This is a genomic window from Marinobacter sp. ST-43 (assembly GCF_030541085.1).
GTDB classification, from domain to species: Bacteria; Pseudomonadota; Gammaproteobacteria; order Pseudomonadales; family Oleiphilaceae; genus Marinobacter; species Marinobacter nauticus.
Genome location: NZ_JASSVO010000001.1, coordinates 35690 through 59188, shown reverse-complemented (window position 1 = coordinate 59188; position 23499 = coordinate 35690). Strand labels below are relative to the sequence as shown.

21 protein-coding genes and 4 tRNA genes are annotated in these 23499 nt (G+C 57.7%); 8 read left to right on the top strand and 17 right to left on the bottom strand.

Annotation, left to right across the window (positions count from 1 at the left end):
- Window positions 1–92 precede the first annotated feature (92 nt).
- From QPL98_RS00265 to QPL98_RS00255, 3 genes are all read right to left on the bottom strand, one after another.
- A complete protein-coding gene (locus QPL98_RS00265) occupies window positions 93–1541 on the bottom strand; it encodes a sigma-54 dependent transcriptional regulator (RefSeq protein ID WP_011785475.1) in 1449 nt (482 codons plus the stop codon).
- Between the two features lie 70 nt (window positions 1542–1611).
- Window positions 1612–1941 (bottom strand): hypothetical protein, encoded by a 330-nt coding sequence (locus tag QPL98_RS00260; RefSeq protein ID WP_022991629.1) that lies wholly within the window; start codon window positions 1939–1941, stop codon window positions 1612–1614.
- A gap of 80 nt (window positions 1942–2021) precedes the next feature.
- Window positions 2022–3380 carry a DUF1329 domain-containing protein gene (locus QPL98_RS00255; RefSeq protein ID WP_113878964.1) on the bottom strand — a complete coding sequence of 453 codons (1359 nt, stop codon included), beginning with the start codon at window positions 3378–3380 and terminating at the stop codon, window positions 2022–2024.
- 219 nt (window positions 3381–3599) lie between these two features.
- Between QPL98_RS00255 and QPL98_RS00250 the strand changes: the two genes are divergently transcribed.
- Both QPL98_RS00250 and QPL98_RS00245 read left to right on the top strand, forming a co-directional pair.
- Window positions 3600–4082 (top strand): DUF6586 family protein, encoded by a 483-nt coding sequence (locus QPL98_RS00250; RefSeq protein WP_022991631.1) that lies wholly within the window; start codon window positions 3600–3602, stop codon window positions 4080–4082.
- Window positions 4083–4139: 57 nt separating this feature from the next.
- Window positions 4140–4400, top strand: a complete 261-nt coding sequence (locus QPL98_RS00245; protein WP_011785479.1) for a hypothetical protein — start codon at window positions 4140–4142, stop codon at window positions 4398–4400.
- A 7-nt stretch (window positions 4401–4407) separates the two neighbouring features.
- On the opposite strand, the gene QPL98_RS00240 is transcribed toward QPL98_RS00245, so the two are convergent.
- Together QPL98_RS00240 and lexA are read right to left on the bottom strand one after the other, a co-directional pair.
- Complete coding sequence (locus tag QPL98_RS00240) at window positions 4408–4905, bottom strand: cell division inhibitor SulA (protein WP_303292428.1); 498 nt, start codon at window positions 4903–4905, stop codon at window positions 4408–4410.
- Between the two features lie 39 nt (window positions 4906–4944).
- Entirely contained in the window at window positions 4945–5556 is a 612-nt protein-coding gene (gene lexA, locus QPL98_RS00235; protein ID WP_303292736.1) for a transcriptional repressor LexA, read from the bottom strand.
- Window positions 5557–5722: 166 nt separating this feature from the next.
- Between lexA and QPL98_RS00230 the strand changes: the two genes are divergently transcribed.
- The 3 genes from QPL98_RS00230 to QPL98_RS00220 are packed head-to-tail and all read left to right on the top strand — an operon-like array spanning window position 5723 to window position 8149.
- Window positions 5723–6724, top strand: a complete 1002-nt coding sequence (locus tag QPL98_RS00230) for an amidoligase family protein (protein WP_022991632.1) — start codon at window positions 5723–5725, stop codon at window positions 6722–6724.
- On the top strand, window positions 6717–7454 hold the full coding sequence (locus tag QPL98_RS00225; RefSeq protein ID WP_031210454.1) for a gamma-glutamyl-gamma-aminobutyrate hydrolase family protein: 738 nt from the start codon (window positions 6717–6719) through the stop codon (window positions 7452–7454). Before QPL98_RS00230 ends, QPL98_RS00225 begins: the two co-directional genes overlap by 8 nt.
- 11 nt (window positions 7455–7465) lie before the next feature.
- Entirely contained in the window at window positions 7466–8149 is a 684-nt protein-coding gene (locus QPL98_RS00220; protein ID WP_023009851.1) for an SIMPL domain-containing protein, read from the top strand.
- Between the two features lie 9 nt (window positions 8150–8158).
- Here the strand turns inward: QPL98_RS00220 and QPL98_RS00215 are convergent, their stop codons facing one another.
- Window positions 8159–11926, bottom strand: coding sequence for a translocation/assembly module TamB domain-containing protein (locus QPL98_RS00215; protein ID WP_303292427.1), 3768 nt, complete (start codon window positions 11924–11926; stop codon window positions 8159–8161).
- Window positions 11923–13671 (bottom strand): autotransporter assembly complex family protein, encoded by a 1749-nt coding sequence (locus tag QPL98_RS00210; protein ID WP_303292426.1) that lies wholly within the window; start codon window positions 13669–13671, stop codon window positions 11923–11925. Before QPL98_RS00210 ends, QPL98_RS00215 begins: the two co-directional genes overlap by 4 nt.
- Window positions 13672–13876: 205 nt before the next feature.
- Between QPL98_RS00210 and QPL98_RS00205 the strand changes: the two genes are divergently transcribed.
- Window positions 13877–14881: a hypothetical protein gene (locus QPL98_RS00205; RefSeq protein WP_303292425.1), complete on the top strand. Its 1005-nt coding sequence runs from the start codon at window positions 13877–13879 to the stop codon at window positions 14879–14881.
- 16 nt (window positions 14882–14897) lie between these two features.
- Here the strand turns inward: QPL98_RS00205 and QPL98_RS00200 are convergent, their stop codons facing one another.
- The 4 genes from QPL98_RS00200 to QPL98_RS00185 form a co-directional block, all read right to left on the bottom strand.
- Window positions 14898–15404, bottom strand: a complete 507-nt coding sequence (locus QPL98_RS00200; protein WP_113878957.1) for a shikimate kinase — start codon at window positions 15402–15404, stop codon at window positions 14898–14900.
- On the bottom strand, window positions 15401–16627 hold the full coding sequence (sstT, locus tag QPL98_RS00195; protein ID WP_303292424.1) for a serine/threonine transporter SstT: 1227 nt from the start codon (window positions 16625–16627) through the stop codon (window positions 15401–15403). Before sstT ends, QPL98_RS00200 begins: the two co-directional genes overlap by 4 nt.
- 126 nt (window positions 16628–16753) lie before the next feature.
- Window positions 16754–16830 (bottom strand) — tRNA-Met (locus QPL98_RS00190).
- Window positions 16831–16938: 108 nt separating this feature from the next.
- Complete coding sequence (locus tag QPL98_RS00185) at window positions 16939–18255, bottom strand: acetyl-CoA C-acetyltransferase (protein WP_022991639.1); 1317 nt, start codon at window positions 18253–18255, stop codon at window positions 16939–16941.
- Window positions 18256–18446: 191 nt separating this feature from the next.
- Between QPL98_RS00185 and QPL98_RS00180 the strand changes: the two genes are divergently transcribed.
- Window positions 18447–19853, top strand: a complete 1407-nt coding sequence (locus QPL98_RS00180) for a 3-oxoacyl-ACP reductase (protein ID WP_041656364.1) — start codon at window positions 18447–18449, stop codon at window positions 19851–19853.
- Window positions 19854–19984: 131 nt separating this feature from the next.
- On the opposite strand, the gene QPL98_RS00175 is transcribed toward QPL98_RS00180, so the two are convergent.
- The 6 genes from QPL98_RS00175 to QPL98_RS00150 form a co-directional block, all read right to left on the bottom strand.
- Window positions 19985–20060: transfer RNA gene (locus tag QPL98_RS00175), tRNA-Val, on the bottom strand.
- Window positions 20061–20069: 9 nt separating this feature from the next.
- Window positions 20070–20146: transfer RNA gene (locus tag QPL98_RS00170), tRNA-Asp, on the bottom strand.
- 42 nt (window positions 20147–20188) lie between these two features.
- Window positions 20189–20264: transfer RNA gene (locus QPL98_RS00165), tRNA-Val, on the bottom strand.
- A gap of 179 nt (window positions 20265–20443) precedes the next feature.
- Complete coding sequence (locus tag QPL98_RS00160; protein ID WP_114433384.1) at window positions 20444–20713, bottom strand: hypothetical protein; 270 nt, start codon at window positions 20711–20713, stop codon at window positions 20444–20446.
- A 45-nt stretch (window positions 20714–20758) separates the two neighbouring features.
- The gene (locus tag QPL98_RS00155; protein ID WP_303292423.1) at window positions 20759–21616 is read right to left on the bottom strand and encodes a DUF2846 domain-containing protein; all 858 of its coding nucleotides are present in this window, start codon (window positions 21614–21616) and stop codon (window positions 20759–20761) included.
- A gap of 117 nt (window positions 21617–21733) precedes the next feature.
- Window positions 21734–22693 (bottom strand): hypothetical protein, encoded by a 960-nt coding sequence (locus QPL98_RS00150; protein ID WP_303292422.1) that lies wholly within the window; start codon window positions 22691–22693, stop codon window positions 21734–21736.
- A gap of 185 nt (window positions 22694–22878) precedes the next feature.
- Here QPL98_RS00150 and purE point away from each other — a divergent pair, with 185 nt between their 5' ends.
- Window positions 22879–23370, top strand: coding sequence for a 5-(carboxyamino)imidazole ribonucleotide mutase (gene purE / locus QPL98_RS00145; protein ID WP_011785495.1), 492 nt, complete (start codon window positions 22879–22881; stop codon window positions 23368–23370).
- Window positions 23371–23499: the final 129 nt, after the last annotated feature.

Genomic DNA, 23499 nt, shown 5'->3' with positions numbered 1-23499 from the left:
CCAGGGTGACGAATTACCGTCGGCCAGAAACAACAATGGCGTCGCAGGTTACAAACCTTTGACGCCACCTTTTACCGGCAACCCCGGTGTCATCAGGCTTCTTCTGAGTCGTCCCTCAGACCATACTTTCGCACTTTCTCCACCAGCGTCGTGCGCCGTATCCGCAGCTTCTCGGCAGCGCGGGCTACTACGCCGCTGGCTTCATCAAGAGCCTGCTGAATCAACTGCTTTTCAAGATTGGAGAGATAATCCTTCAGATCAATGCCGTTCACCGGCAGCAACGCTGGCGCATCCAGCCCCACCAGGCCTGGTATGGAAGAGGGCATACCGGAATCCTCTACCGGGCGATTCTCGTCATAATCATCCACATAGCGGAACTTCTTCGGCAATTCCTGCACTCCGATCACGCCATAGGGATGCATGATGGCAAGACGCTCCACCAGGTTAGCCAGCTCACGGACATTGCCCGGCCAATCATGACGACACAGGCTCATGATGGCCGCCGAGTTCATCCGCAATGAACCACGCTTCTCTTTTTCCATCCGGGAAATCAGCTCGTTGATCAACAGTGGAATGTCTTCGACTCGCTCCCGGAGTGCCGGCATTTCGATGGGGAACACGTTCAGCCGGTAGTACAGATCCTCCCGGAAATCACCGGATTCAATCATGTCCTCAAGATGCTTGTGGGTCGCCGCAATCACCCGTACGTCAGCGGTCTGGGTGCGGTTACTGCCCACTTTTTCAAAGGTGCGCTCTTGCAGAACCCGCAGTATCTTCACCTGCATGTTCAGGGGCATATCGCCAATTTCATCCAGGAACAAGGTTCCGCCTTCCGCCATCTCAAAGCGCCCTACCCTCGCCGTAATGGCACCGGTAAACGCGCCTTTCTCATGGCCAAAGAGCTCGCTTTCCAGCAGCTCTGCCGGAATGGCACCACAGTTCACCGGCACAAAGGGCTTATCGCGGCGGGAAGAATGGTAATGCAGATTGCGAGCAACCACTTCCTTCCCAGTACCGGACTCTCCGGTAATCAGCACGCTCACATCCTTGTCGGCCACCTGCTCCATCAACTGGCGCACTTGCTGGACTTTACGACTGGTTCCCACAAGGCTGCGGAACAGCTGCACACCACGCTGCTGGCCGCGCTGCTGGTTGCGGCTGAACTGGTCCCGATAGATCTGTGCGCGGTACAGGGAATCCACGAACTTGGTGTAGTTCAGCGGCCATTCCATCCGCGCAATCACTCGTGCCGCATCGTCCTCTGACAAACCCTTGAGCTCAGGGTCGCCAACCAGCAACACTGGCACACCCGTCATGGCTCGGCATACCTGCTCTATGGCGGAACAGGCGCCGGATTCGGTGCCGTTGACGACCGCCACTGAAACACTATCCCAGGCCTGATCATCGTCACTCGCCAAAAGCGCCAAAGCCTCGTCGCCGGAAATCACCTGCTCTTCACCGACAAACTCCAGAATGGTGACCAGATCTCGTCGCCTGGTTTCATCCTCACTCAGCACCAGCACTTTGTTATTTTTGGACATTCACAGGAATCTCTTCATGGATTTGTGCGGTATTTAAGACCGTATGCCGGCCCGAGTCAATTTTATGACGCTATCTTTGACGATTCGAGGAGACGTTCTGATAGGTTTTGGCGGCGTTACGGTTCTGGCTGACCCCCTTCAATGAGGCTTTCGCCTCGTCGCGGGCCTTCACAGCGGCGGCATCGGCCTCGGCCACAAAACGATTCAGCGCTTCCAGTCGCTCTCGCACCAGTGTGGCATCAAGTCGGCCCTGCTCGAGCTCAGCCATCAACGGTTCCACCGTCGGTCGAACCCGAGCATTAAGCTGGCCCAATCGTTCCCAATCCTGGTTGTCCAGGGCCAGGGTTAATTCGTCTTGAAGCTGATCCAGATCGGAAAGGAGGTTTTCAGGGTTGGCCATCAGCAATCTCCGTGGTCTGCGGGACAGACTGGCCAACGAAAGGGCGCCACCGGAAACAATGGCGCCCCGCAAGCGGACGGTTAACGCCGTGCAGCGCGACGGGCCGCAGAGGCGGTAAACTCGTTACCACGATACCCCGGCGCGAAATCATAGGCGGGGTAACCATTGTCCAGACCATCAATGTAATAACGATTTGCCTTCAGATCATACGTCATTTCCATGGTGGTCCAGAAGACCGGCTCGCTGTAGTAGCTGATATTGTGAGCCTCGGAAACGCGCCATAGCTCGCCCTTCTCGTTGTACTCCTCAGAAACCAGAATCTGCCAGCTATCTTCGTCAATGTAGAATACACGGCGCTCATAAATGTGGCCGATACCGGTACGACGCTTGGCCTCTACCACCCACACCCGATGCAGCTCATAGCGAGCAAGACTCTGGTTGATGTGGTTGGGGCGGATGACGTCCTCAGGGCGAACACTGGAATCGTGAAGCTTGTATCCGTTGTAGGGAACCAGCAGCTCCCGTTTACCTTTGAGTTCCCAGTCATACTGGTTTGGAGCGCCGTTATACATATCTTTCTGGTCTACCGAACGCAGAGAGGACGAATTCGGCAGGTCTGTCTCGTAGGCCAGGTTCGGAGAACGGCGCAGGCGTCGGGAGCCGGCGTCATAACGCCATGCAAGGCGAGGTGAACGAACCTGATCCAGAGTCTCGTGCACCAGGGTGATGGTGCCCGCCAGCGTGGTTGGGGCGATCGTCTCGGTTTTCAGGTAGAAGATCTTGTTGTCGATATCGGCAAGATCCGCGCCTACCTGACTGTACGCGAGGAAATAATCATAGTGATTGACCACCGGGTTGAAGGAACCGTCTTCCTGAGGGGTGGCTGAAGCACTACGGAAGGACACTTCCTCACCACGATACCGGAGAATGTGGTTCCAGATCGCTTCCAGACCATTCTGTGGAATGGGGAACGGACTGGTCATGATGGTGTCTCTTACCCCGTTTCCATTATCCAGCAGCTCGGCGGTCAGAGCATTCTGGCGAAACTTCTCGTATACATGTTCGGGAAACGCCGCTGTCCGACGGGTTTCATACACCGGCATGAAAAATGCCGGACCATATTGCTCCAGCATCCGGATGTGGCCGTCCGACAACTTATCCCGGTAAAGATCAAGGTTATCCCCCGTCACCACATACAGGGCGTCATCGCCAGGGAACGGATTGATTTCTACAGACCCCTCGCGCCAATTCGCCGGTGGCGTGGCAAGCCCGCCATCCCAGGCTGGAATGGTGCCCGCCGCGTTGCCCGCGCGCTCGGCACCAACCGGTGTCAGCTCATTGTTCAGGCGCGCGGCTTCAGCCTGTGTTACCTTTGCCAACAGCGGACTGGACGCCCCCATAACAGCAACTGCGATGGCAGCAATAAATCGGTTTCGCATCCTCAACCTCCAGCGTGAGTCACATGAGTGGTCAATACTCACCCAATTTGACGCTCTTTGTGCCAGTTTCAAACGCCCGTTTCAAGTGGTTGTTTGTAGTTTCTTGTGACAAGAGCATTTCCACAAAGCGGATAGAGCGAGAAATAAACAGCCAAAAATGATAAACTCCCAAAGTTTTACCGGCCCTGTTTCTCTGGTTTTTCGTTCGCAGGTTTCCTCATGGCATCACAATGGCACACCCTGGTTTCGCAAAAGCTGTTTCTGGCCAAAACGTTACTAGTCCGGGTTGAGCAAGACGAAGCGGCGACTGCGCCAGAACGAGAAGCCCAACTGCAAGGTGCCATTGAGTTGTTGCTGCGGGCTCGCGGACTCCTGCTGGTAATGATTGCCCGATGTCACCAGAACAAGGTCGACAGACCGGCCTCCATTGACGAGCTGGAAGCGCTGTTTCCCTATGCGATTGCGGAAGGCGGGATGTTGAAGGAACTGGCTGAAACACCAGGCAGCTGGTGGCAACAGCTGAATCAGTTGGAGGCTGCCGCTGGAGAACCGCCCAAGACACGGAAAACCGTGACGGAAGAAAACATCATTGCGGTTTCGGCGGATCAGGGGCCAGATCGGTCCATTCAGGCTCTGAACAAGATACTGGCTGCCATGACCGTATTGACCAGAGAGATAGACGAGCAACACAGCGAGTGGTAATCCGCCTGCCGGAGCCAATCCATTAACATACGCTGACAGCAGATATAGGTTGAATGAATGTCACCTTCGTTTTTTGAAATTGTACAACTCGCCGACGGCGACTACGCGCTTCGCCGGATTGATGACGACGCAGCTCCACTTGTGCGCATCTCATTCTCTGACGAGGCCAGAGAAATGCTGGAAGACCGGGACATGAACGTCGCCAAGGCGATGATTGCCGCTGGCATCGAGGCCGCTGGCAACATCAGCCACGACATTGACTGGGAAGAGGACGAAGGCGAGTTCGCCGACAATCAGCCCCACTACACCTTGCATTGAGCACCCGTTATCTCTGGCGCAACACCACACCGTGGCTATTACCCTTGGCAGATGCCTTTTGCAACGTTTCCAGCGCCGCACGGCCCAGCTTGTGAGTCCAGAGCACAACGGCATGGCAGGTGCCTGCGCCCAGCGCTCGCTCAGCCAACTCTTGTGCCGGGAATTCTGCCGTTGACCGCAACACCAGAATCTCACTGGCCACAATGCCGTGCATTTTCTGCCACTTGGCCACCAGGGACTGGGGAGGATCAATCCACGCCAGCCAACGTTTCTCCTGGTTGAGTTGTGTGAGCATTGGCAGTAGCAACTGGAAATTCTCCACCTGCTCCTCTGGAAGAATAATCTCGGTAACATTGCCACCGAAGCCAGACTCTGAACGTCGCTCCGAACCGGACGCTGTCGCCCTGGCCGCCGGCACCTTTGGGCCAGAGGAAGAAACCGCGCCAGCCGCAACAACAGCTGCCGGCTGAAATGCCATGTTCTGAGTGAAGCTCAACTGTTCCATTACTCACCTACCTGCGCCATGCGCTGCCGAATACGGTACTCAGTGAAGATCGGAGCGGCGGATAACGCCTACGCCGAGACCTTCAATAAACAATTCCTGCTCTTCAAGATCGACCTCAATCGGAGCAAACTCCTCATTCTCTGCAATCAGCCAGACCTTGTTGCCTTCCCTGCGGAAACGCTTGACGGTGACCTCCTCTCCGACACGAGCGACAACAATCTGACCGTTATGCACATCCTGGGTACTGTGCACCGCCAGTAAGTCACCATCCAGAATCCCAATGTCTTTCATGCTCATCCCCCGTACCCGCAAAAGGTAATCTGCTGAAGGAGAGAAGAAGCCCGGCTGCAGCGTGCAGTGATCTTCAATATGTTCCTGCGCCAGAATCGGGCTGCCGGCGGCAACCTGCCCGATGACAGGGAGGCCCAGATCCTCTTCGGCCTCCGGCAAGCGAATGCCTCGGCTGGCCCCCGGGACCATCTCTATGGCGCCCTTCCTTGCCAGAGCCCTCAGATGTTCTTCCGCCGCGTTGGCGGAACGGAATCCCAGCTCTGCGGCAATTTCAGCCCTGGTGGGCGGGTAGCCGGTTTCATCCACGTAACGTCGGATAATGTCCAGCACCTGGGATTGTCTTGCAGTCAGTTTCATCAGTCGGGCTCCGGAATTTCGATCCTGTTTTTTTATACAGTGAACTGACTATATACAGTGTTTTATCCAGTGTAAAGCCCTCTACGTTTCGTTTCCTTCCTGTAACGGGCGACCAACAGCCTGTATGTTATGGTGACGCAAACCAGACACAGGGAAGCCACACACAACCATGACCGCACACGACCGCTGCAAGATGCCGGAACAAACGACAAACCGGGACGGCCAGGAACGAAAAGTCGGGGTTGAGATTGAACTGTCCGGCCTGACCTACGAGGCCCTGGTCCAGCATGCCGCCCGATTGCTTGGGGGCGAGCCGGAGCTGACATCCCGTTATGTCACCCGACTGGATACGGACGCCGGAGCATTCACCATTGAGCTGGACTCTGATCCTATCAAAGACCTGGATCTTGCCGACGAGCGGCTCCCGGAATCCATTCGGGAACTCGGCAACCACGCCATGGACGTCATTGATTTTGCCGCCGAGAAGATTGTGCCGTTAGAGATTGTGGGGCCACCGCTCGCAATGTCGGCTCTGGGCATGATCGAAAATCTGGTAGACGAACTGCGAGACCTGGGTGCTGAAGGCAGCCGGGAGGCCATCTATTTTGCGTTCGGGCTTCAACTTAACCCGGAACTGCCCGATCTTGAACCAGAGACCCTGGTACGTTACCTGCAGGCGTTCGCACTGCTGTATGACTGGCTCAAGTCCCGGCATCAGCTGGATATCAGCCGGAAGTTCACCACCTACATCGAGCCCTGGAGCAGCCGCTACACAGACAAGCTGATGGCGGACGATTACCGTCCTGACCTGGACACACTGATGAGGGACTATCTGCACTACAACCCTACCCGGAACAAGGCATTGGATCTTCTGCCACTGTTCGCTCATCTGAACGAATCGCTGTTGTCCGAATACGTTCAGGACCCCAGGATCAAAAGTCGTCCTACTCTGCACTACCGGCTGCCGGATTGTGATATCGACAATCCCAATTGGCACTTCTCCACAGTCTGGAACGATTGGGTAGTGCTGGAGCAGCTTGCCAACAACCGTCAGGATCTTGATGCCCTGCGGGGCGAATTCCACGACTCCCGGAAGTTCAGCTTCCGCAATCTCACCCGCTCCTGGCGTGAGACCACCGATGAATGGCTGCATCAGCACGGTTATGTCTGACTGGGAAAGCGAAACGGACATCCCCGGCCTCACCATCGGCATCAGTGGCCCGGCCCGGCGAAGTATGGCCCATCGGCTGATCAGCCTGGGCCTGCGCCTGCATGGCGCCAGAACACACTACATCCGCCCGGGCGACCGTACCAACGTCGAACTACTGGACGGGCTGGTACTCTCGGGCGGCACCCACGTGCATCCGGGCCGCTATGGTCAACAACCCCAGGTGACGGCCAGGTATGACCTGAAACGGGATGCTACCGACACCGAGCTTCTCCGCCAGGCGGAGGCGATTAACATTCCGGTGCTGGGTATCTGCCGCGGTGCACAGTTTATCAACGTCTTTCACGGCGGGTCCCTGTGCCAGAACGTTACCCCGTTGCGGGTACATACCCGACATCGACCTTTGTTATTACCCCTCCAAACGGTTCGCCTGGTCCGGGACAGCCGTCTGGGAGGCCTGATGTACAGCCACGTGATTGGCGCCAACCGCATTCACAGCCAGGCCATCAAGCGCCTTGGACAGAATCTCAGAGTGACGGCCGTGGACAACGACCTGTTTGTGCAGGCCATCGAAAACACCGGCCGACAATGGTTGATGGGAGTGCAATGGCACCCCGAATACCTGCTTTACCACACCGGGCACCGTCGCATCTTCAGCCACTTTGTGCACGCTGCCCGGGCCCGGAAACTGGAACGACTGGATAACCGGGAAGGCCAGGAGTTCCACTCATAAGGAGAATGACCATGATCAAACGTCGACTGCCACTTGCGCTCGCCGCCGCCGTCACCGTAATACCCGCGGCAGCCAGTGCCGGAGAAGTGAGCCTGAGTGGCGAAGGTATTGTTCGTTACGAACCAGACAGCGCCAGACTACAGTTCTCGGTCACGGCCGAGCACCCGGATGCCGCAAAGGCCTCTGAACAGGTGTCCGACACCATGGACGAGTGGCGCCAGGCCATTGCGGCCTATCGTAATGAGCTGGACGACTATTCTGATGCCGATCTCAGCGTTTACACTCGCATGCTTCCTGTACGGGAACAAGGCCAGGATCCGAAGCGAGTATCGGTGGCAAGCCAGACCGTCAGCTTCTCGATCAACGATCTGGATCTGCTGAATCCGTTGATTGGTGAAGCCAACAAGCTGGGGCTGCAATATCATCTTGGCAGCCACCAGTTTTTCCACTCAGACGAGCAGGGGCTGGAACGCGAGGCTCTGGCAAGGGCCATCGCCGATGCCAGAAGCCGCTGCGAGTTTGTCGCCAAGCAACTCGAGCAACGTTGTGGCGAAGTGGTCAGTCTGAATGTGAATGGCGGCCATCGTCCGGTACCGATGATGCAAGCGGAATCGAAAATGGTCGGTGACGCCGTTTCAAGCGTGGGCCCCAGGGAAATCCAGGCCACCGTCAGCGCCACCTTCGAGCTGGACTGACCTGGCCACTCAGAAGTTCCGTGTATAGAAAATATCCAGTGAGGCCGCCAGACCACTGGCGGCCTCCAGATAGAAGTAGCGGCCCAAATCGTAGCGCAGGGCTACCGTGGTAATGGGTTCAAATATGCCAACACCATAACGGAGGCTTAGTTCGTCTGTGATATAGCCGCTCGCCACCACGGAGGCCTGCTCCCCTGAACCCTCCGCCTCCAATGTCAGGTTACGGATACCCAGCTCGTTTCCAATACCTTGTGTGATCTTGCTGGCCTGGGTAAGACCCAGTGACAACGCAGCCCGGCTCATCTGCCCCTCATCCCCCTGGCCCCGGGGCGGACGGCCAAGAATAACGTACGACAAGGCATCACTCTGCGGCATCGACGGTTCCGAGAACACTTCCGTTTCCGGCTCATCCACCGGGCCGGATAACCGGATCCCGGCAACCACCGTATCAACTTCACGGACTGCCTCAATGTCCAAATAGGGTCGGGTCAGCGCACCTACAAAGAGAATCCGTGCCCGGCGCAGGTCCAGTTCCTGGCCAAAGGCTTCATAGCGACCATTCACTAACTGCAGCGCACCCCGCGTATCCATGTTGTTGCCAATGCGCAACGTGCCTTCGAGGTTGCCGGTGACACCAAACGCGGCAAACGACACCTCATCCTCACCGACCACCACCGTCACATCCATCAGCATCGACCGAATGGCAGGTTCTTCCCGTTCGACACCCACGATGACTTCATCCTCGGAAACCGATACCGCCGATGGGGGAACGCTCTGGATTTCGATTTCGCCTCTGGGCACCTCAACGCGGCCGGAGACCGACAGCTCTCCAGATTTGAAGGCAATATCCAGATCCGGCGCCACCTCCAACCGGGCATAAGGTTCCAGCGTCACCGGCAGCCGTTCGCCTTTCAGGTTGATCGCGACTTGCGGCGACTGTGCCCACTCCAAGCTCCCGGAGACCTGGCCCTTACTGCGATCATTGCTTTTCCAGCGCCCGCTGATATCGGCCGACTGCCCCCTAAACTCAAGCACTACAAGCAATTCCTCCAGTGGCAGGGGAAGGCCAGGATCAAACACTCGCCCTTCACTAAGCACCAGCTCGCCGGTGACGTCAGGCTTCATCAAGGGACCGTTCAAACGACCACTGCCATTAACCCGCCCCTGAATGTCTTCAATACCGGTAAAAGCCGAGAGGAAAGCAAGATTAAGGGCCTGGAGCCGGAATTCACCATCAACCGTGCGGTCATTGGCCAGAGGATCCACAGCAAGATCCAGATCAAACTGGCCAAGTTCCGGGCCGCTGAAATCCAGGCTGACATTGGCCTCATGCGGTTTAAGATTGGCCTCAACCACTAGCTGCTCGTGAGTGATGGGCTGCCAGTCGTCCAGAACCAGAACACCAAATTCTCCGGCGCCGGCATCAATCCGGATAGTGCCATCGGGACCCGCATCCGTGAGTGTCAGGGCAATGTCTGCATCTATGGTCGACTGCCACCGGAAGGTCTCTGGAAACAGCGGCGCCAGTGCGCTGGCAGGAAAACCCCGCACTTCATAGGCAATACGGGAGTCCGGCCACAGTCTCTGGTCACCAGCACAGACCGAGCTTTGCTGCCAGCGCCAGCAGTGGTTGCCAAGCTCAAGGGCCCCGGCCACATAGGAAAGATCCGCCCCTGTATCCAGCTGCCAGACCTGCCCCGGCTCTGGTACTGAAATCTGGCCACGGGCCAGCTGTCCGCGCCAATCCGGCAGTTGCTCTCCCAGCCCGCCGTCGAATTCCAGCTCAATCGAGGCTTCGGGATGATCGGCTTGCACAGCCAAAGTGTGGCGCTCCCGAGTGCCGCTGAGCGAGGCCACGACTTTGTCCAGTTCCTGGCCAGCCAGACGCAGCTCAGTGCCGGACAACTCAAGGTCAATCCTCCCGTCACCGCCCAGATCGGCTTCAAGCTGCGCCTCGGTGACCAGGAACTGATCCTGCCAGGCAAGATTGCCCGCCGTCAGAGAAAGCTCACCTTCCGGAGCTTCCGGCGAGCCAGAGAGCCGTAGCCGTCCGGCAGCCTCCCCGGCAAGATCGGCCAACAACTGTTGCGGTGCGGCAAGATCAAAACGCAGGTCGCCCGCCAGGGATTCGCCATACCGCCCGCTGCCCTCAAGCCGGTTATCCCCAACAGCAAGGGCCAGGGTCTGCACAACCCAGTCCTGGCCCTGAGTGGAGAGCTTTCCTTTTGCCTGCGCTGGCTGCTGCCGCCATTGGCCGCTGAGGTCGATATCGGCGAATAACTCGGGCAGTGCCCCGTCCCGCAACTGACCTCTGGTGGCCACGGTTCCGTTCAAACGTGCTTCCAGCAGCGGCACCCAATAACCCGGATTGAATCGATCGAGCTCAAACTGCGCCTCCCAGCCCAGAGGCCCGGAAAACACCAATTCTGCCTGGCCGGAAAGCGCGCCAGCACCGGTGGTCATATCCAGTTGGCTTAGGGTCACCGACTGCAGGTCGCCCACCAGCCGGGACGTGAGTTCGGCCTCCCCCAGGGGCCCGGCCACGGAAGCGTCCAGCTCCGCCTGATAACGGCCCTCACGGTACTGAACCTGGCCATCCAGACGGTTCAGTGCAACCGGTGGAGATTCCAGACCCGGAATCAGGCCATACCAGGGAAACCCGTCCAGGGTTATGTCGGCATTGGCATCAATACCATCACGCCATGAAACATTGCCGTTCGCGCCGAAGCGCCCTTCGGAATTGCCCTTCCGATCCCGGGCGATCATCGAAAGTTCAACGCCGGAAGCGCCTTGGAGGGTCACCAGACCCTGAACTGACGCCTCCACCGGCCCGGTGGACGCCGGCAGCATCGCCCGGGTTCGGGTATCGAAGCCCCGAGCCAGGCTACCATCGAGTTCCAGCCGCCATTGGTCCAGCGTCAGGGTTTCAGGCACGGCGCTGTGCGGCCGAAATTCCGGCGACTGAAGCTTCAGGGTAGCCGGCAAATCGGCATCAAGCGGATCCATCTCCCCCTCAAGGCGGGCATCGAGGTAGCCGCTGCTGGCGCCTGCCACACGAAGATCCCGGGCGCTGCCGGACAGATCCAGGGCAATCTGCCAGTCGTCTCCGCTCGGCGGTGGCAAGGTAACGTTGACTGAAAGATTCAATGGCCAGTCCCGACGCATCTCGGCTCGGCCATCGGCGGTCACCAGAATATCACCGCGTTCATACAGAAGGTGGTCAATGTTCAGGGTGGCACCCGACGCCCGGGAATCCAGCTCGACCCGATTCCAGACCAGGTTGTCATTTACCGTTAGTGCCCCGAGCCGGACTTCACGGATATTCACACCCAGGGGCAGATTGACGGAAGGCAACCGGATATCACCTCGTGGCTGATCAGCCTGGTCGGGGGTTTCTTGCACAGTAACCGCGATACTGGCCGCCTTGAGCGTGTCCAGACATACCGTCAGCTCAAGAAGGCACGACGGTGACCAGTCAATTTCCGGTTCGCTCACCTGCACGCCAACACCATAGCCCTGCCAGACCAGGCCATCGGCCCGCCACTGCCCCAGCATCGAGCCCTCGGCAGCTTCCGTCCGCAGGCCTGGTACCTGTTCAATGACCCAGGCGGTTCCCGTCTCACTGCGCAGGGCCAGCAGAACTGCAACCACCAGCAACAGGGGCACCAGCAGCAGTACCAGGACAATAACCAGCGGCCAGAACCACCAATGCCGGGATTTTCGGGTTTCCGGTTCGGCATCCAGGGCCTGTGTATTTCTGGATTGCGCCTCGGTCACAGTTCCGGCCCCATGGAAAAGTGAATCCGCCAGCCACCGCCAAGCTCCTCATTCAAACCCCTGGCAACATCCAGGCGAAGCGGCCCCACGGGACTGACCCAACGAATCCCCACCCCAACACCGGTCGCCAGCGGATCAAAGACATCGTTCACGGCATTACCCTCATCCACAAAGGCGGCCACACGCCAGTTCCTGGCAAACTCATACTGGTACTCAGCACTCCCCACAATGAGATATCGACCGCCAACGGCCACACCATCGCTGTCCTCCGGTGAAAGCGTCTCATAACCATACCCTCGTACGCTCTGATCACCGCCGGCAAAGAACCGGAGAGAGGGCGGCACATCGGAAAAATTGTTGGTGGCAACACCGCCAAAGTTGAACCGGGCAAGAAAACGATGGTTGTCAGCCAGGGTATACAGACCCTTGGCAAGCAGATTGACATGCAGAATATCCGCATCTGAAAGCACAGCCCGGTGGGCCCCGGTGACATCCAGCTGTAAACGAAATCCCCGGGACGGATCCAGTGGCGAATCCGCCTGCAGCTTCGAATAGCTCACACCCGGCAGAAGCAGGCTGGAGGTCCCTCGCTCACCGTCACCGATGCGAAAGCGCTCCCCCTCCCAGCGCATCGACAACACCTGCATCCAACCGTTGTCCAGCTGATGGTTCCATTGCTGACCGAAGGTCAGGCGCTCGGACTCAACGTCTTCCACATGCTCCCGCTGATACCCGGTGCCCAGGCGGATGGAATCGGTCATGGGCGGGTCAAGAGGCAATTCGTACCAGCCACTGACACTCTGACGCAACTCAGACAGCTCGGTGTCCGCCCCTCTCTTGTGTCCCATGGGGTTGATATAGTGCTCGCGCCAGTTACCCCGGAAACGCGGCCCCACATCGGTCGAGAACCCGACACCCGCAGAGACCGACCTGGGAGGTCTTGGGGTCAGACCGATATTCACTGGAATAACACGATCCTCGGCCTGGGAAGGTGAGGCATCAATGTCGACGCCAGAAAAATACCCACTGTTGGACAGATCCCGGTTAAGCCGCGCCACCTTGTCAGCATGAAACGGCTCGCCCGGCTCTGTGGTCACAAATTGCCTCAGCAACTGCTCCTCAAAACCATGGCCTTCCAGAAAGGTGACTTCACCCAGTTGGTAGCGTTCACCGGTGCGATAGGTGAGCAGAATATCGGCGGTATTGGCGTCCGGATCAACTTCCAGCTTCCGGGTCTCGTACTCGCCGTCAAAGTAGCCCAGGCGCCCAGCCCGGTTCTGTATCGCCTGCCGTAAACCGTCGTATTCACCATGATTCAGAATGTCACCCTCCCGAGGGCGCTCCGGAAGGTCTTGCACCAGGTCGGGATCGTCTGCCCCCGGACCCTGAATATCCACACGCCGGGACCGCACGCGCACTGGCTCGCCCGGAATAATGGTCAGCACCAGCTCCGCCGACGCTTCATCCTGTTCATTGACCTGCCAGCGAATGGTCGGGTTGTAATAACCCAGAGCCCGGACTGCTTCTTCCACCTGAGAGACGGCGCTGGAGGCATAGCGGCGAAGTCCGTCAGCGGTTCTGTCCTGCACCTCACCCAGCAGGATTTCCGCGTTCTCCTGTAATTGGTCGTAATCCCCCTCGACCTCCACCCGAACCTGGTTGGCTAATACAGAACTCGCCTGCCATAACAGCAGCCATATCACCGACCTGATTGCTGCTTGAATGTGAGTCCCGAATAACCGCATCAAAGGATGGCTGCCCTGACCAGATAAAGTGAGTGTTCCCTGTCACAGGGGCGAGAGTTTACCCGCAAGACCGGGGCGCTATCCATGCCCGCCGTATTAAGATTAGCAGCATAACGCCGCTTCCGTTGCCACCGCCAGTCTCGTACCCGTTCCAGAAATAGGCTAACCTGTCAGACACTTATAGAGCCATAGACAGGTCCTACGGATGCTTCATGTAAACCGCGAAAACCTGAAATCCAGTCATCAGCTGATCTGGTTCGTGATCGACTTTCTGATGCTCGGCCTGTTGATCGTCAACCTTTCGTTCATCATCTGGGATTCCATCTACAACTTCGTGGCTGTGCAGAATCTCCTCAAAGACTACGCGCCGGCACTGCAATCTGCCTACCACCCCATTCATGAACGCTTCATCTTCTACGACCTGATATTCGTGGCCATATTCCTCAGCGAATTTGTGCTGCGCTGGGGTTATTCCATCAAGGCAAAAGTCTATGACCGCTGGTACTTCTATCCGTTCATCCACTGGTACGATCTGGTGGGCTGTATTCCGGTTGGCAGCCTCCGGTTTCTGAGAATCCTGCGGGTGATTTCTATTATCTACCGTCTACATCAGTACAAGATCATCGATTTCACCAACACCCGGCTGTTCCGGTTCGTAAATTTCTACTACGAAGCTTTCATGGAGGAGTTGTCTGACCGGATTGTCCTGAAAGTACTCAGCGGTGTTCAGGAAGAAGTTCGGCGGGGCTCGCCTCTGTTTGAGCGTATCCAGCAGGATATTCTTTATCCGCGGCGGGAAATGTTGTCAGACTGGATTTCAGAGCGGGTGGCAGTGGCAGCCAAGGAGGGTTACGTACCAAATCGCGGCGCATTGAGGGCCTACCTGGAAAACCGGGTAGACCAGGCCTTGAAGCAGAATCTGGAGCTATCCCGATTGAAATACCTGCCAGTGGTGGGGCCAACCATCCAGGATACGCTGGAGAATGCGGTGGGTGATATTGTCGCCAATGTGATTCACCAGATTCTCGAAGACCTGGCCTCCACTTCTAACCATGCGTTTATTGAAGATATCGTCAACGTATTCCTGCCCGAACCTGGCCAACAACAGGACGAGGCCGAAAACGAAGCGCTAATCAACCTGATACTGGAGGTGGTCGACGCCATCAAGGACCAGGTCCGGGTCAAACACTGGCGCGAGAATCTGCCCTGAGAGGAATTAGTCATTACTATGGCAGTCCGTCGATGACCGCCTGACAGACCTGTTCCTGATTCAGCCCCTGGCCCTTGATGGTCAGGTCCGCGTAGCGGGTATAAAGGGCGAAACGCTCTTCAAATAACGCTTCCAGAGACTGGTCGGGGCGACGGGAGATACCGCGGAGGCTGTAATTGCCGATACGTCTGCGCACCTCATCCAGAGAAATGTCGAGAAACACTACGGTGCCCTTCTGCCTCAGGTGTGTCATCGCGGCCTCACTGTACACCGCGCTACCACCGGTGCTGATGACCTGACCTTCAACCTCAAGAGCCAGCAGTACCTGCTCTTCAATCCGGCGCAGGGCCAGATAGCCGTCCTGGTCAACGATCTCCTGCAGCGTTCGCCCGGCCTGCTCCTGTATCAGCAGATCGGTATCGATAAACCCCAGGCCCAGGCGTTTCGCCACCAGCACCCCGACGGTGCTTTTGCCGCTGCCAGGCATGCCGATAAACACCAGATTTCTGCGCCCGGTGGTCATGCTGATTCACGAGCCTCTGCCGAACGACAGGCCGCCGCGGTGAACAGAACATCGGTTGATGAGTTCAATGCGGTTTCGGTGGAATCCTGAACCACGCTGATGACAAAACCAATGGCAACCACCTGCATGGCCACTTCCGTGGAGATACCAAACAGACTGGTCGCCAGCGGGATCAGCAGCAGTGAACCTCCAGCCACGCCGGAAACCCCGCAGGCCGCAATAGACGACACCACACAAAGCAGCAGTGCGGTCGGGAAATCCACCGGAATACCCAGGGTATTCGCAGCCGCCAGGGTAATCACGGAGATGGTGATGGCGGCACCGGCCATATTGATAGTGGCACCAAGCGGGATGGAAATAGCGTAAGTATCCGGGTCCAGCCCCAGCCGGTCACACAGGTTAAGGTTAACCGGGATATTGGCAGCGGAACTGCGGGTAAAAAAGGCGGTGATGGCACTGCCCCTTAAACAGGCGAATACCAGGGGGTAAGGATTCTGGCGGGTGTGGAGGAAGACAATCAACGGATTGGTCACCAGAGCCACAAACAGCATACAGCCAACAATGACGGCCAGAAGGCTGCCGTATTCCAGCAGCGCGCCGATGCCGGCATCGGCCAGGGTATTGGCAACCAGCCCGAAGATTCCCAGGGGCGCAAACCGGATAACGGCCCGGACAATGCCGGAAATTGCATCGGACAGGTCGTTCACCACTTGCCGGGTGGCGTCACGGCCCTGGCGCAGCATTAATCCCAGACCAACGGCCCAGGCCAGAATAGCAATGAAGTTCCCCTCCATCAGGGCGCTGACCGGATTCGTCACCGCGCTCAGCAGAAGATTGCGCAGGATCTCGACTACCCCGCCAGGCGGGTTGCCGCTGACCTCCGGAAGCTCCAGCGTGAGTTCCGTGGGGAAGACAAAGCTGGCGATCACCGCTACCACAGCCGCCACCAGCGTACCGATCACATAGAGCAGCAACACCCCACGAATGTGGGTTGGCTGTCCCTGCTGGTGATTGGCAATGGCTGCCGTCACCAGCGCAAACACCAAGATAGGCGCAACCGCTTTCAGGGCGGATATAAACAGTTGGCCAAGCAGAGAAACCGATTGGGCAGTATCAGGCCAAATCACGGCCAGCAAAACGCCGGCAATGATTCCGATGGTAATCTGGGGTATCAACCCCATCTGCAGCAGGGGGCGTACAACGCCAAGTCGCCGGGAAGACATCTTTGGGCTCCTTTTGCTTGGTCAGAAAGGGGCATCACCCGGCAATAATGGCCATGGGAATAATCTGCCGCCCAGAAAGCAAAAAAGGCAGATCAGTGAAGGTAACTGACCTGCCTTTTTCTTTTTTGGTAGCGGGAGCTGGATTCGAACCAACGACCTTCGGGTTATGAGCCCGACGAGCTACCAGACTGCTCCATCCCGCATCAAACTTTTCATCAATCAGGTAGAGGCCCGATCAACGTGGCGCGAATACTATAGCTCTGGCCGCCAGCTGTCAAAGAGGATTTCGGTTATTACCTATCCCGCCCGGATCAGCGCTCCAGAATTGCCGTCACGCCCTGGCCGCCAGCGGCGCAGATTGAGATCAGGCCACGACCACTACCTTTCTGCTCCAGCAGCTTGGCCAGCGTGGCGACAATACGGCCTCCGGTCGCGGCAAACGGATGCCCCGTGGCCAGACTCGAACCCTTCACGTTCAGCTTGTCGCGATCAATGGTGCCCAATGGTTTTTCCAGCCCCAGGCGCTCCCTGCAGAATCCCGGATCTTCCCAGGCTTTCAGGGTAGATAAAACCTGTGCCGCAAATGCCTCGTGAATCTCATAGAAGTCGAAATCCTGAAGGGTCAGGCCGGCCCTTTCCAGCATCCGGGGTACGGCATAGGCTGGCGCCATCAGCAGGCCCTCTTTCTTGTCGACGAAATCCACAGCAGCCACTTCGGAGAAGGTCAGCCAGGCTTTGACATCCATGTTATGGGCCTTTGCCCACTCTTCGCTGGCCAACAGCACTGCCGACGCGCCATCGGTCAGCGCCGTGCTGTTGGCTGCAGTCATGGTGCCGTTTTCCCGATCAAAACAGGGCTTGAGGGTGGCCAGTTTTTCCAGCGTGGTGTCCGGACGCAGGATATTATCTTTATCGAGACCGGCCATGGGAGTCATCAGATCGTCGAAAAAGCCCTCCTCGTAGGCCTTTGCCAGCTTCTGATGACTCTCCCAGGCCAGGCGATCCTGATCTTCACGGGCGATGCTCCATTCTTTGGCAGTCACCTGGCAATGGTCCCCCATGGACATGCCTGTACGGGGCTCGCCGTTCTCCGGAATCTCCGGCACCAGATGGCTCGGCCGGAAACGGCCAAGAATTTTCAGGCGCTCCTTGGTGGTCTTGGCACGGTTGAGGTCCAGCAGGATTTCCCGGAGCCCTTCGCCCACCCCGATCGGCGCATCAGACGTGGTATCGGTGCCGCCGGCAATGCCGCACTCGATCTGCCCCAACGCGATTTTGTTCGCCACCAGAATCGCGGCTTCCAGACCGGTTCCGCAGGCTTGCTGGATATCGTAGGCCGGTGTTTCAGGTGCCAGACCACAGCTGAGAACCGATTCACGAGTCAGGTTGAAGTCCCTGGAATGCTTGATCACGGCGCCCGCGACCACTTCGCCCATTTTCATGCCGTCCAGATTAAAGCGATCCACCAGCCCACGAAGCGCCGAAGTCAACAATTCCTGGTTACTGATCTTGCTGTAGGCAGTATTGGAGCGGGCAAACGGAATACGGTTACCGCCAATAACGGCAACCCGTCGAATGCCCTGGCTTGCCCCTTTCACGGGTGCTGAGGTTTTCTTTGCCTGTGCCATCGCTGTGTTTCCTTGTGAGTCAGATGATTCTGTTTCGGTTCACCGATACTGTTGATGAGTCTAGCGCCTGACGGCAGTCTCTCATTGGCAACTCTGACAACGCACAACCTGCGTTCAGTCAATACAATAGCTGGAAGATTCCTTACCCTTTAGGCTAATTTGCAATCAACCAGATGCACAAGGAAGAAAACATGTCTGACCTCTACCTCAAACTCGTGAATACCCCGGTGGGAAAAACCGCTGCCCAGTCTCTTGGCTTGCCGTCACCGGCTCCGCTGAAACGTCTCAAGCGAGTGGATCAGCCTTTTATTGAGGGCGACGTCCTCATTGGAGCCGGCAATGGTGCCCGCGCCATCGCCACCCTTGGCAGCATTGTTGGCGCCAGCCCGGCCACCCTGCACCACGCCACCGGGCCGGAAACCCTGGCCGAATCGGCCAAGACAAGCAACAAGGCTCAGGCACTGGATATCACCGGCGAGGTCTCCGGCAAGTTCTCGGCACTGATTTTCGATGCGTCCGGCCTGCAGAAACCGGATGAATTGCGCGCCCTGTATGACTTTTTCCACCCCACTATCCGGAAACTGGCGACGAATGGCCGGGTTCTGGTGATTGGCCAGGACCCGCACACCTGCCGCAAGGCGCCCCAGGCCGCTGCACAACAGGCACTGGAAGGCTTCGTACGAGCCGTTGGCAAAGAGATCGGCAAAAAGGGCGCTACCGCGAACCTGGTCTGGATAGCACCCAATGCTGAAAACCAGCTGGATTCCTCGGTTCGGTTCTTCCTGTCGCCACGCTCAGCCTACGTCTCCGGGCAGGTGGTTCGCATCGGCAAAGCCGACGAAGCCAAAGCCACCAATCCGGTCGCACCATTGGCAGGCAAAGTGGCCCTGGTGACCGGCGCGTCCCGAGGCATTGGCGCCGCTATCGCTGAAACCCTGGCCAGAGATGGGGCAACCGTCATCGGGCTCGACATTCCGCCGGCACTCGAGGAATTGCAGAAAGTAACCGGCGCTCTGAAAGGCAAGGCGCTCGCCTGCGACATCACCGATGAAAAGGCGCCAAAGCTGATCGCAGACTTTATCGAAAAGGAAACCGGCGGTGTCGACTTCGTCATCCACAACGCCGGCATCACCAGGGACAAGACTCTCGGCAACATGCCCGAGCACTTCTGGGATATGACCATTGCCGTCAACCTGACCGCAGAAGAGCTGATTGACGAGGAACTGGCTGAGCGCAAACTGATGCGGGAAAACGGCCGCATCGTCTGCATTTCTTCGATCAGCGGCATTGCAGGCAATTTCGGCCAGACCAACTACTCCTGCGCCAAAAGCGGCGTGATCGGCTATGTCGAAGCCATGGCCCGTCATCTGAAGAACGGCATCACCATAAATGCCATTGCCCCGGGCTTTATTGAGACCCAGATGACCGCCGCCATGCCGTTTACCATCCGTGAGGCCGGTCGACGCATGAACAGCCTGTCTCAGGGCGGGCAACCGGTTGATGTGGCCGAGGCTATCGCCTGGTACTGCAACCCAGCGTCTGCGGGCGTGAACGGGAACGTGGTTCGGGTATGTGGCCAGTCCCTGATCGGCAAGTAATTCAGAAAAGGCACTACAGGAAGAGGCCGGTCAGGGTAACCCTGCCCGGCCTTTTTGCGGCTCACCAAAGGAGCTTGGCGTTTTCTGAGGGCATAAAAAAAGCAGACCAGATTGGTCTGCTTTTTAGAATCTGGTGGGTGGTGCAGGGATCGAACCTGCGACCCTCGCCTTGTAAGGGCGATGCTCTCCCAGCTGAGCTAACCACCCAGGGTAAGGTGGCGGAGCGGACGGGACTCGAACCCGCGACCCCCGGCGTGACAGGCCGGTATTCTAACCAACTGAACTACCGCTCCGCATCGATTCGGCTTTGCCGAATCTGAACTCTGTTTTGAAAGTGGTGGGTGGTGCAGGGATCGAACCTGCGACCCTCGCCTTGTAAGGGCGATGCTCTCCCAGCTGAGCTAACCACCCACTTTCGCTGCCTTACTTTACTTCAGGCTCAAAACAGTCACTTGCTGCGCTTGGCGCCTGCTGAGTCAGCGTTGCTGTCTCAACCAAGTGAGACGCGCATTTTAAGCATTTCGCTCACTGTGTCAAATGTTTTTCCGAAAAATACTGAACTTTTTTCCGAGACGCTCTCAGGCGAACATTTATTGATCAAAATCAGAACGTTGTACTGCTTTACCCTGCTCAGGGAAGGGCCGTATTTCCGCAGACTTCTGGCCTGCCTGCTGCCCCTTTCGCTTCAGAGCCAGCTCACTCACTCGCGCCCGGCGCTCGCCAGGCACCGCCTGACTGGCAAGCGCCTGGTTAAGGTCATCAAGGCGTTGCCGAGCCTCCCGCCAGGACTCCTCAAGCAACGGACCAACCTGTCCGGCCAGCCTGTCAATACGCAGCCGGAACGTATCTTTGAAGGACATTGTTTTTATCTCTCTTCACTACACCATCCCCAGTGTAGACATTGCCTAGAAGATCCACCAGCCTCCCGATTCCGCCTCTTCCCTGCGCTCGCGCTCAAGTTCCAGTTGGGCATACTCCTGCTCCAGCGCCTTCAGCTTGCGATCGGCTTCCAGCGGCACCGTTGGCCCACCCCCGAATGGCCAGAACCAGGAGGTCTCCTCATATTTACCTTCCTGCTGAAGGCGCTCAATCTCCAGTTCTCGCTCCTGCTCCAGGGCCAGCTTCCGCTTCTCATAGTCGGTGTCTTCGTTAACCTCGACAATCGACGTTGCCGCATGGTTCGGCGCCAGCAAGTCGCTGTTCAGGAACAGCGTGGTCACAATTTCATCGGACTGCATGGCATATTCTCGGGTAACCAGCTGCAAATCCCCCGAGGCCAGCGGGTGCTCCGGATCCAGATCCGGATGCGGTCGTGCAGGCTCCGTCAGTTCGTTGTATCTCAGGTAGTAAATCTTGCCGGGCTCCACCTTCAGGGTGGCATCCGCAATCAGGCTCAGACTGAAGGAATTCAGGCCTTCAAGCCCAAGCAACGGCCGACGCATGGCAATGTGCCGTTCGCCGGGACTCACTTCCAGCCAGGTAAAGCTGTTATCGCGGATGTTGAAATAGTGCTTGTCGTCAATATAGACGCTGGGAGACTCGATCTCATCCGCCGCCCATTGGGAGTGGGTACGGTAGAAATACAACAAGGCATTGCTCTGGTCCCACTGATCGGTGTCGATATGCACGAAATCATGGCCCGACACCGGATGCAGAAAGCCACCCACACTCTTGCCGATAGACTGATAAACGGTGCAGCCAGACAACACCAGAAAGCATGCCACAACGGCGGCACTTTTAACGAAAGGCACTCGGATTTTCATTGTTATGCACTCTTCATCCCTTATCGAGTAGGGACGATCATAACAACTGGCCACCACAAGAAATGAGAGCTACCGCAAGGGATGAATACAAACCGTTACATTCACCCCCGGCAACCGTTACTGCCCTGAGTTCGACGCCCTGAGCTGATTGACCTCCTCCGACAGGCGCACGAGGCGCGAGGTAAGTTGGGCACGGGAAGCATCGATGGATTCCACGGTCCGGGCCAGTTCTGCCAGTCGATTCCGCAGCGCCTGAACATCACCGGCTCCTGCGAGGCCGTCCGTTCGAGCCTCGACGGAGGACAGCCGGCTTTCAATACCATCGATACCCAGTTTCTGCTCCTGCTCAAACCGGCGGATACGGCTCTCTACCACCTGATCGATATCACCGATCTGCTGACTCAGCCTGGTCAGTTGCGACGTCGCCTCACTATTTGCCTGCTCCAGCGCAGCCACAGACGTCTCCAGCTTCTGGCTCAGTTGGGCGATATCTCCAGCAAACGTGGTACGAACCTGCTCGAGCGTGGTTTCCAGATCTGACACCGATTTGCCGGTCTCGGCCAGATTCTGATCCAGCACCGAGAGCCGCTGACCATGCTCCTCAAGCTGTTTCCGGTTGCGCTCATTGGCAACCACCCAGAGCTTGCGGATTTCACTGTTGGCGGTCTCAACCTTTTCCGCATTGGCCGCTATCTTTTCCTCCAGCGAGGCACCCCGCTCCTGCAAGGATTCCCCGGTTTCTGAAAGCTCACCCTCGAAACGGGCCAGCGCCAGCTTGCTCTGCCGGGCCCAGTAATCCGCCTCTTCGAGTTGACTCTCCAGCGCGGCGATGCGCTGACTCTGGCTATACCACCCTGCGCCAGCAGCCACCGCAACCCCGAAAATCGCTCCCCAGACAAGAATTCGTCCACCACGACCACCGCCTCCGCCAGAGCCCGCAGCTGCACCAGGCGGCTTGGCTTTGGGAGCCCCACGCCCAGGCTCACGCTCTTTACTGGCACGGGGCTTTCGCGCTTCCGCCGCGCCAATCGGGGGTTCTGCTCTCAGCTCATCTTCGTCCGGGCGGATGGGTTCCATTACAGCTCCTGGGAATGGATGTTTTAATCGTATAACCGACGATAATACCTGCAGTTACGGACGGGTTAAAATGAACGCTTATAAAGAAAACGTTCGGGCAGTCGAACGCCCGGGTTGCCGTGTTGCACGGCAACTGGCCAGAACATACAATGGCCGGCTTTCCAATTATCACAGGACTGTTGCTTATGCAGCCGCTTGTTGGACTCATCATGGGCTCCAAATCTGACTGGCCCACCATGGAACACGCTGCCGACATGCTCGACAAACTCGGCGTGCCCTACGAAACCCGGGTGGTATCAGCCCATCGCACACCGGACCTACTCTTTGATTACGCCAAGACCGCCGCGGATCGCGGCCTGAAAGTCATCATCGGTGGTGCCGGCGGCGCAGCGCACCTGCCGGGCATGGTCGCCTCACAAACGTCTTTGCCGGTACTGGGCGTCCCCGTACAATCAAAAGCACTGAACGGGCTTGACTCCCTGCTCTCCATCGTGCAGATGCCCGGCGGCATCGCTGTCGGCACCCTGGCGATTGGCAAGGCCGGCGCCACCAACGCGGGCCTGCTGGCAGCACAGATCGTTGGCACGTTCGACGACAAGGTTCGCCAGGCGGTGGAAGACTTCAGGAAAAACCAGACCCAGACGATTCTGGATAACCCTGATCCCAGGGATCAATAACCTATTACCGAGACCAGGCGAGCGGGCCGGGGAGGGCTTTCCAAAACACGCTACAAGCACCTCCCTGTGCGCTTGTTTCGGGCCGTCCATGGCCCTCAACAGTTTTGGAAAGCCCTCCCCGGCCCGCTC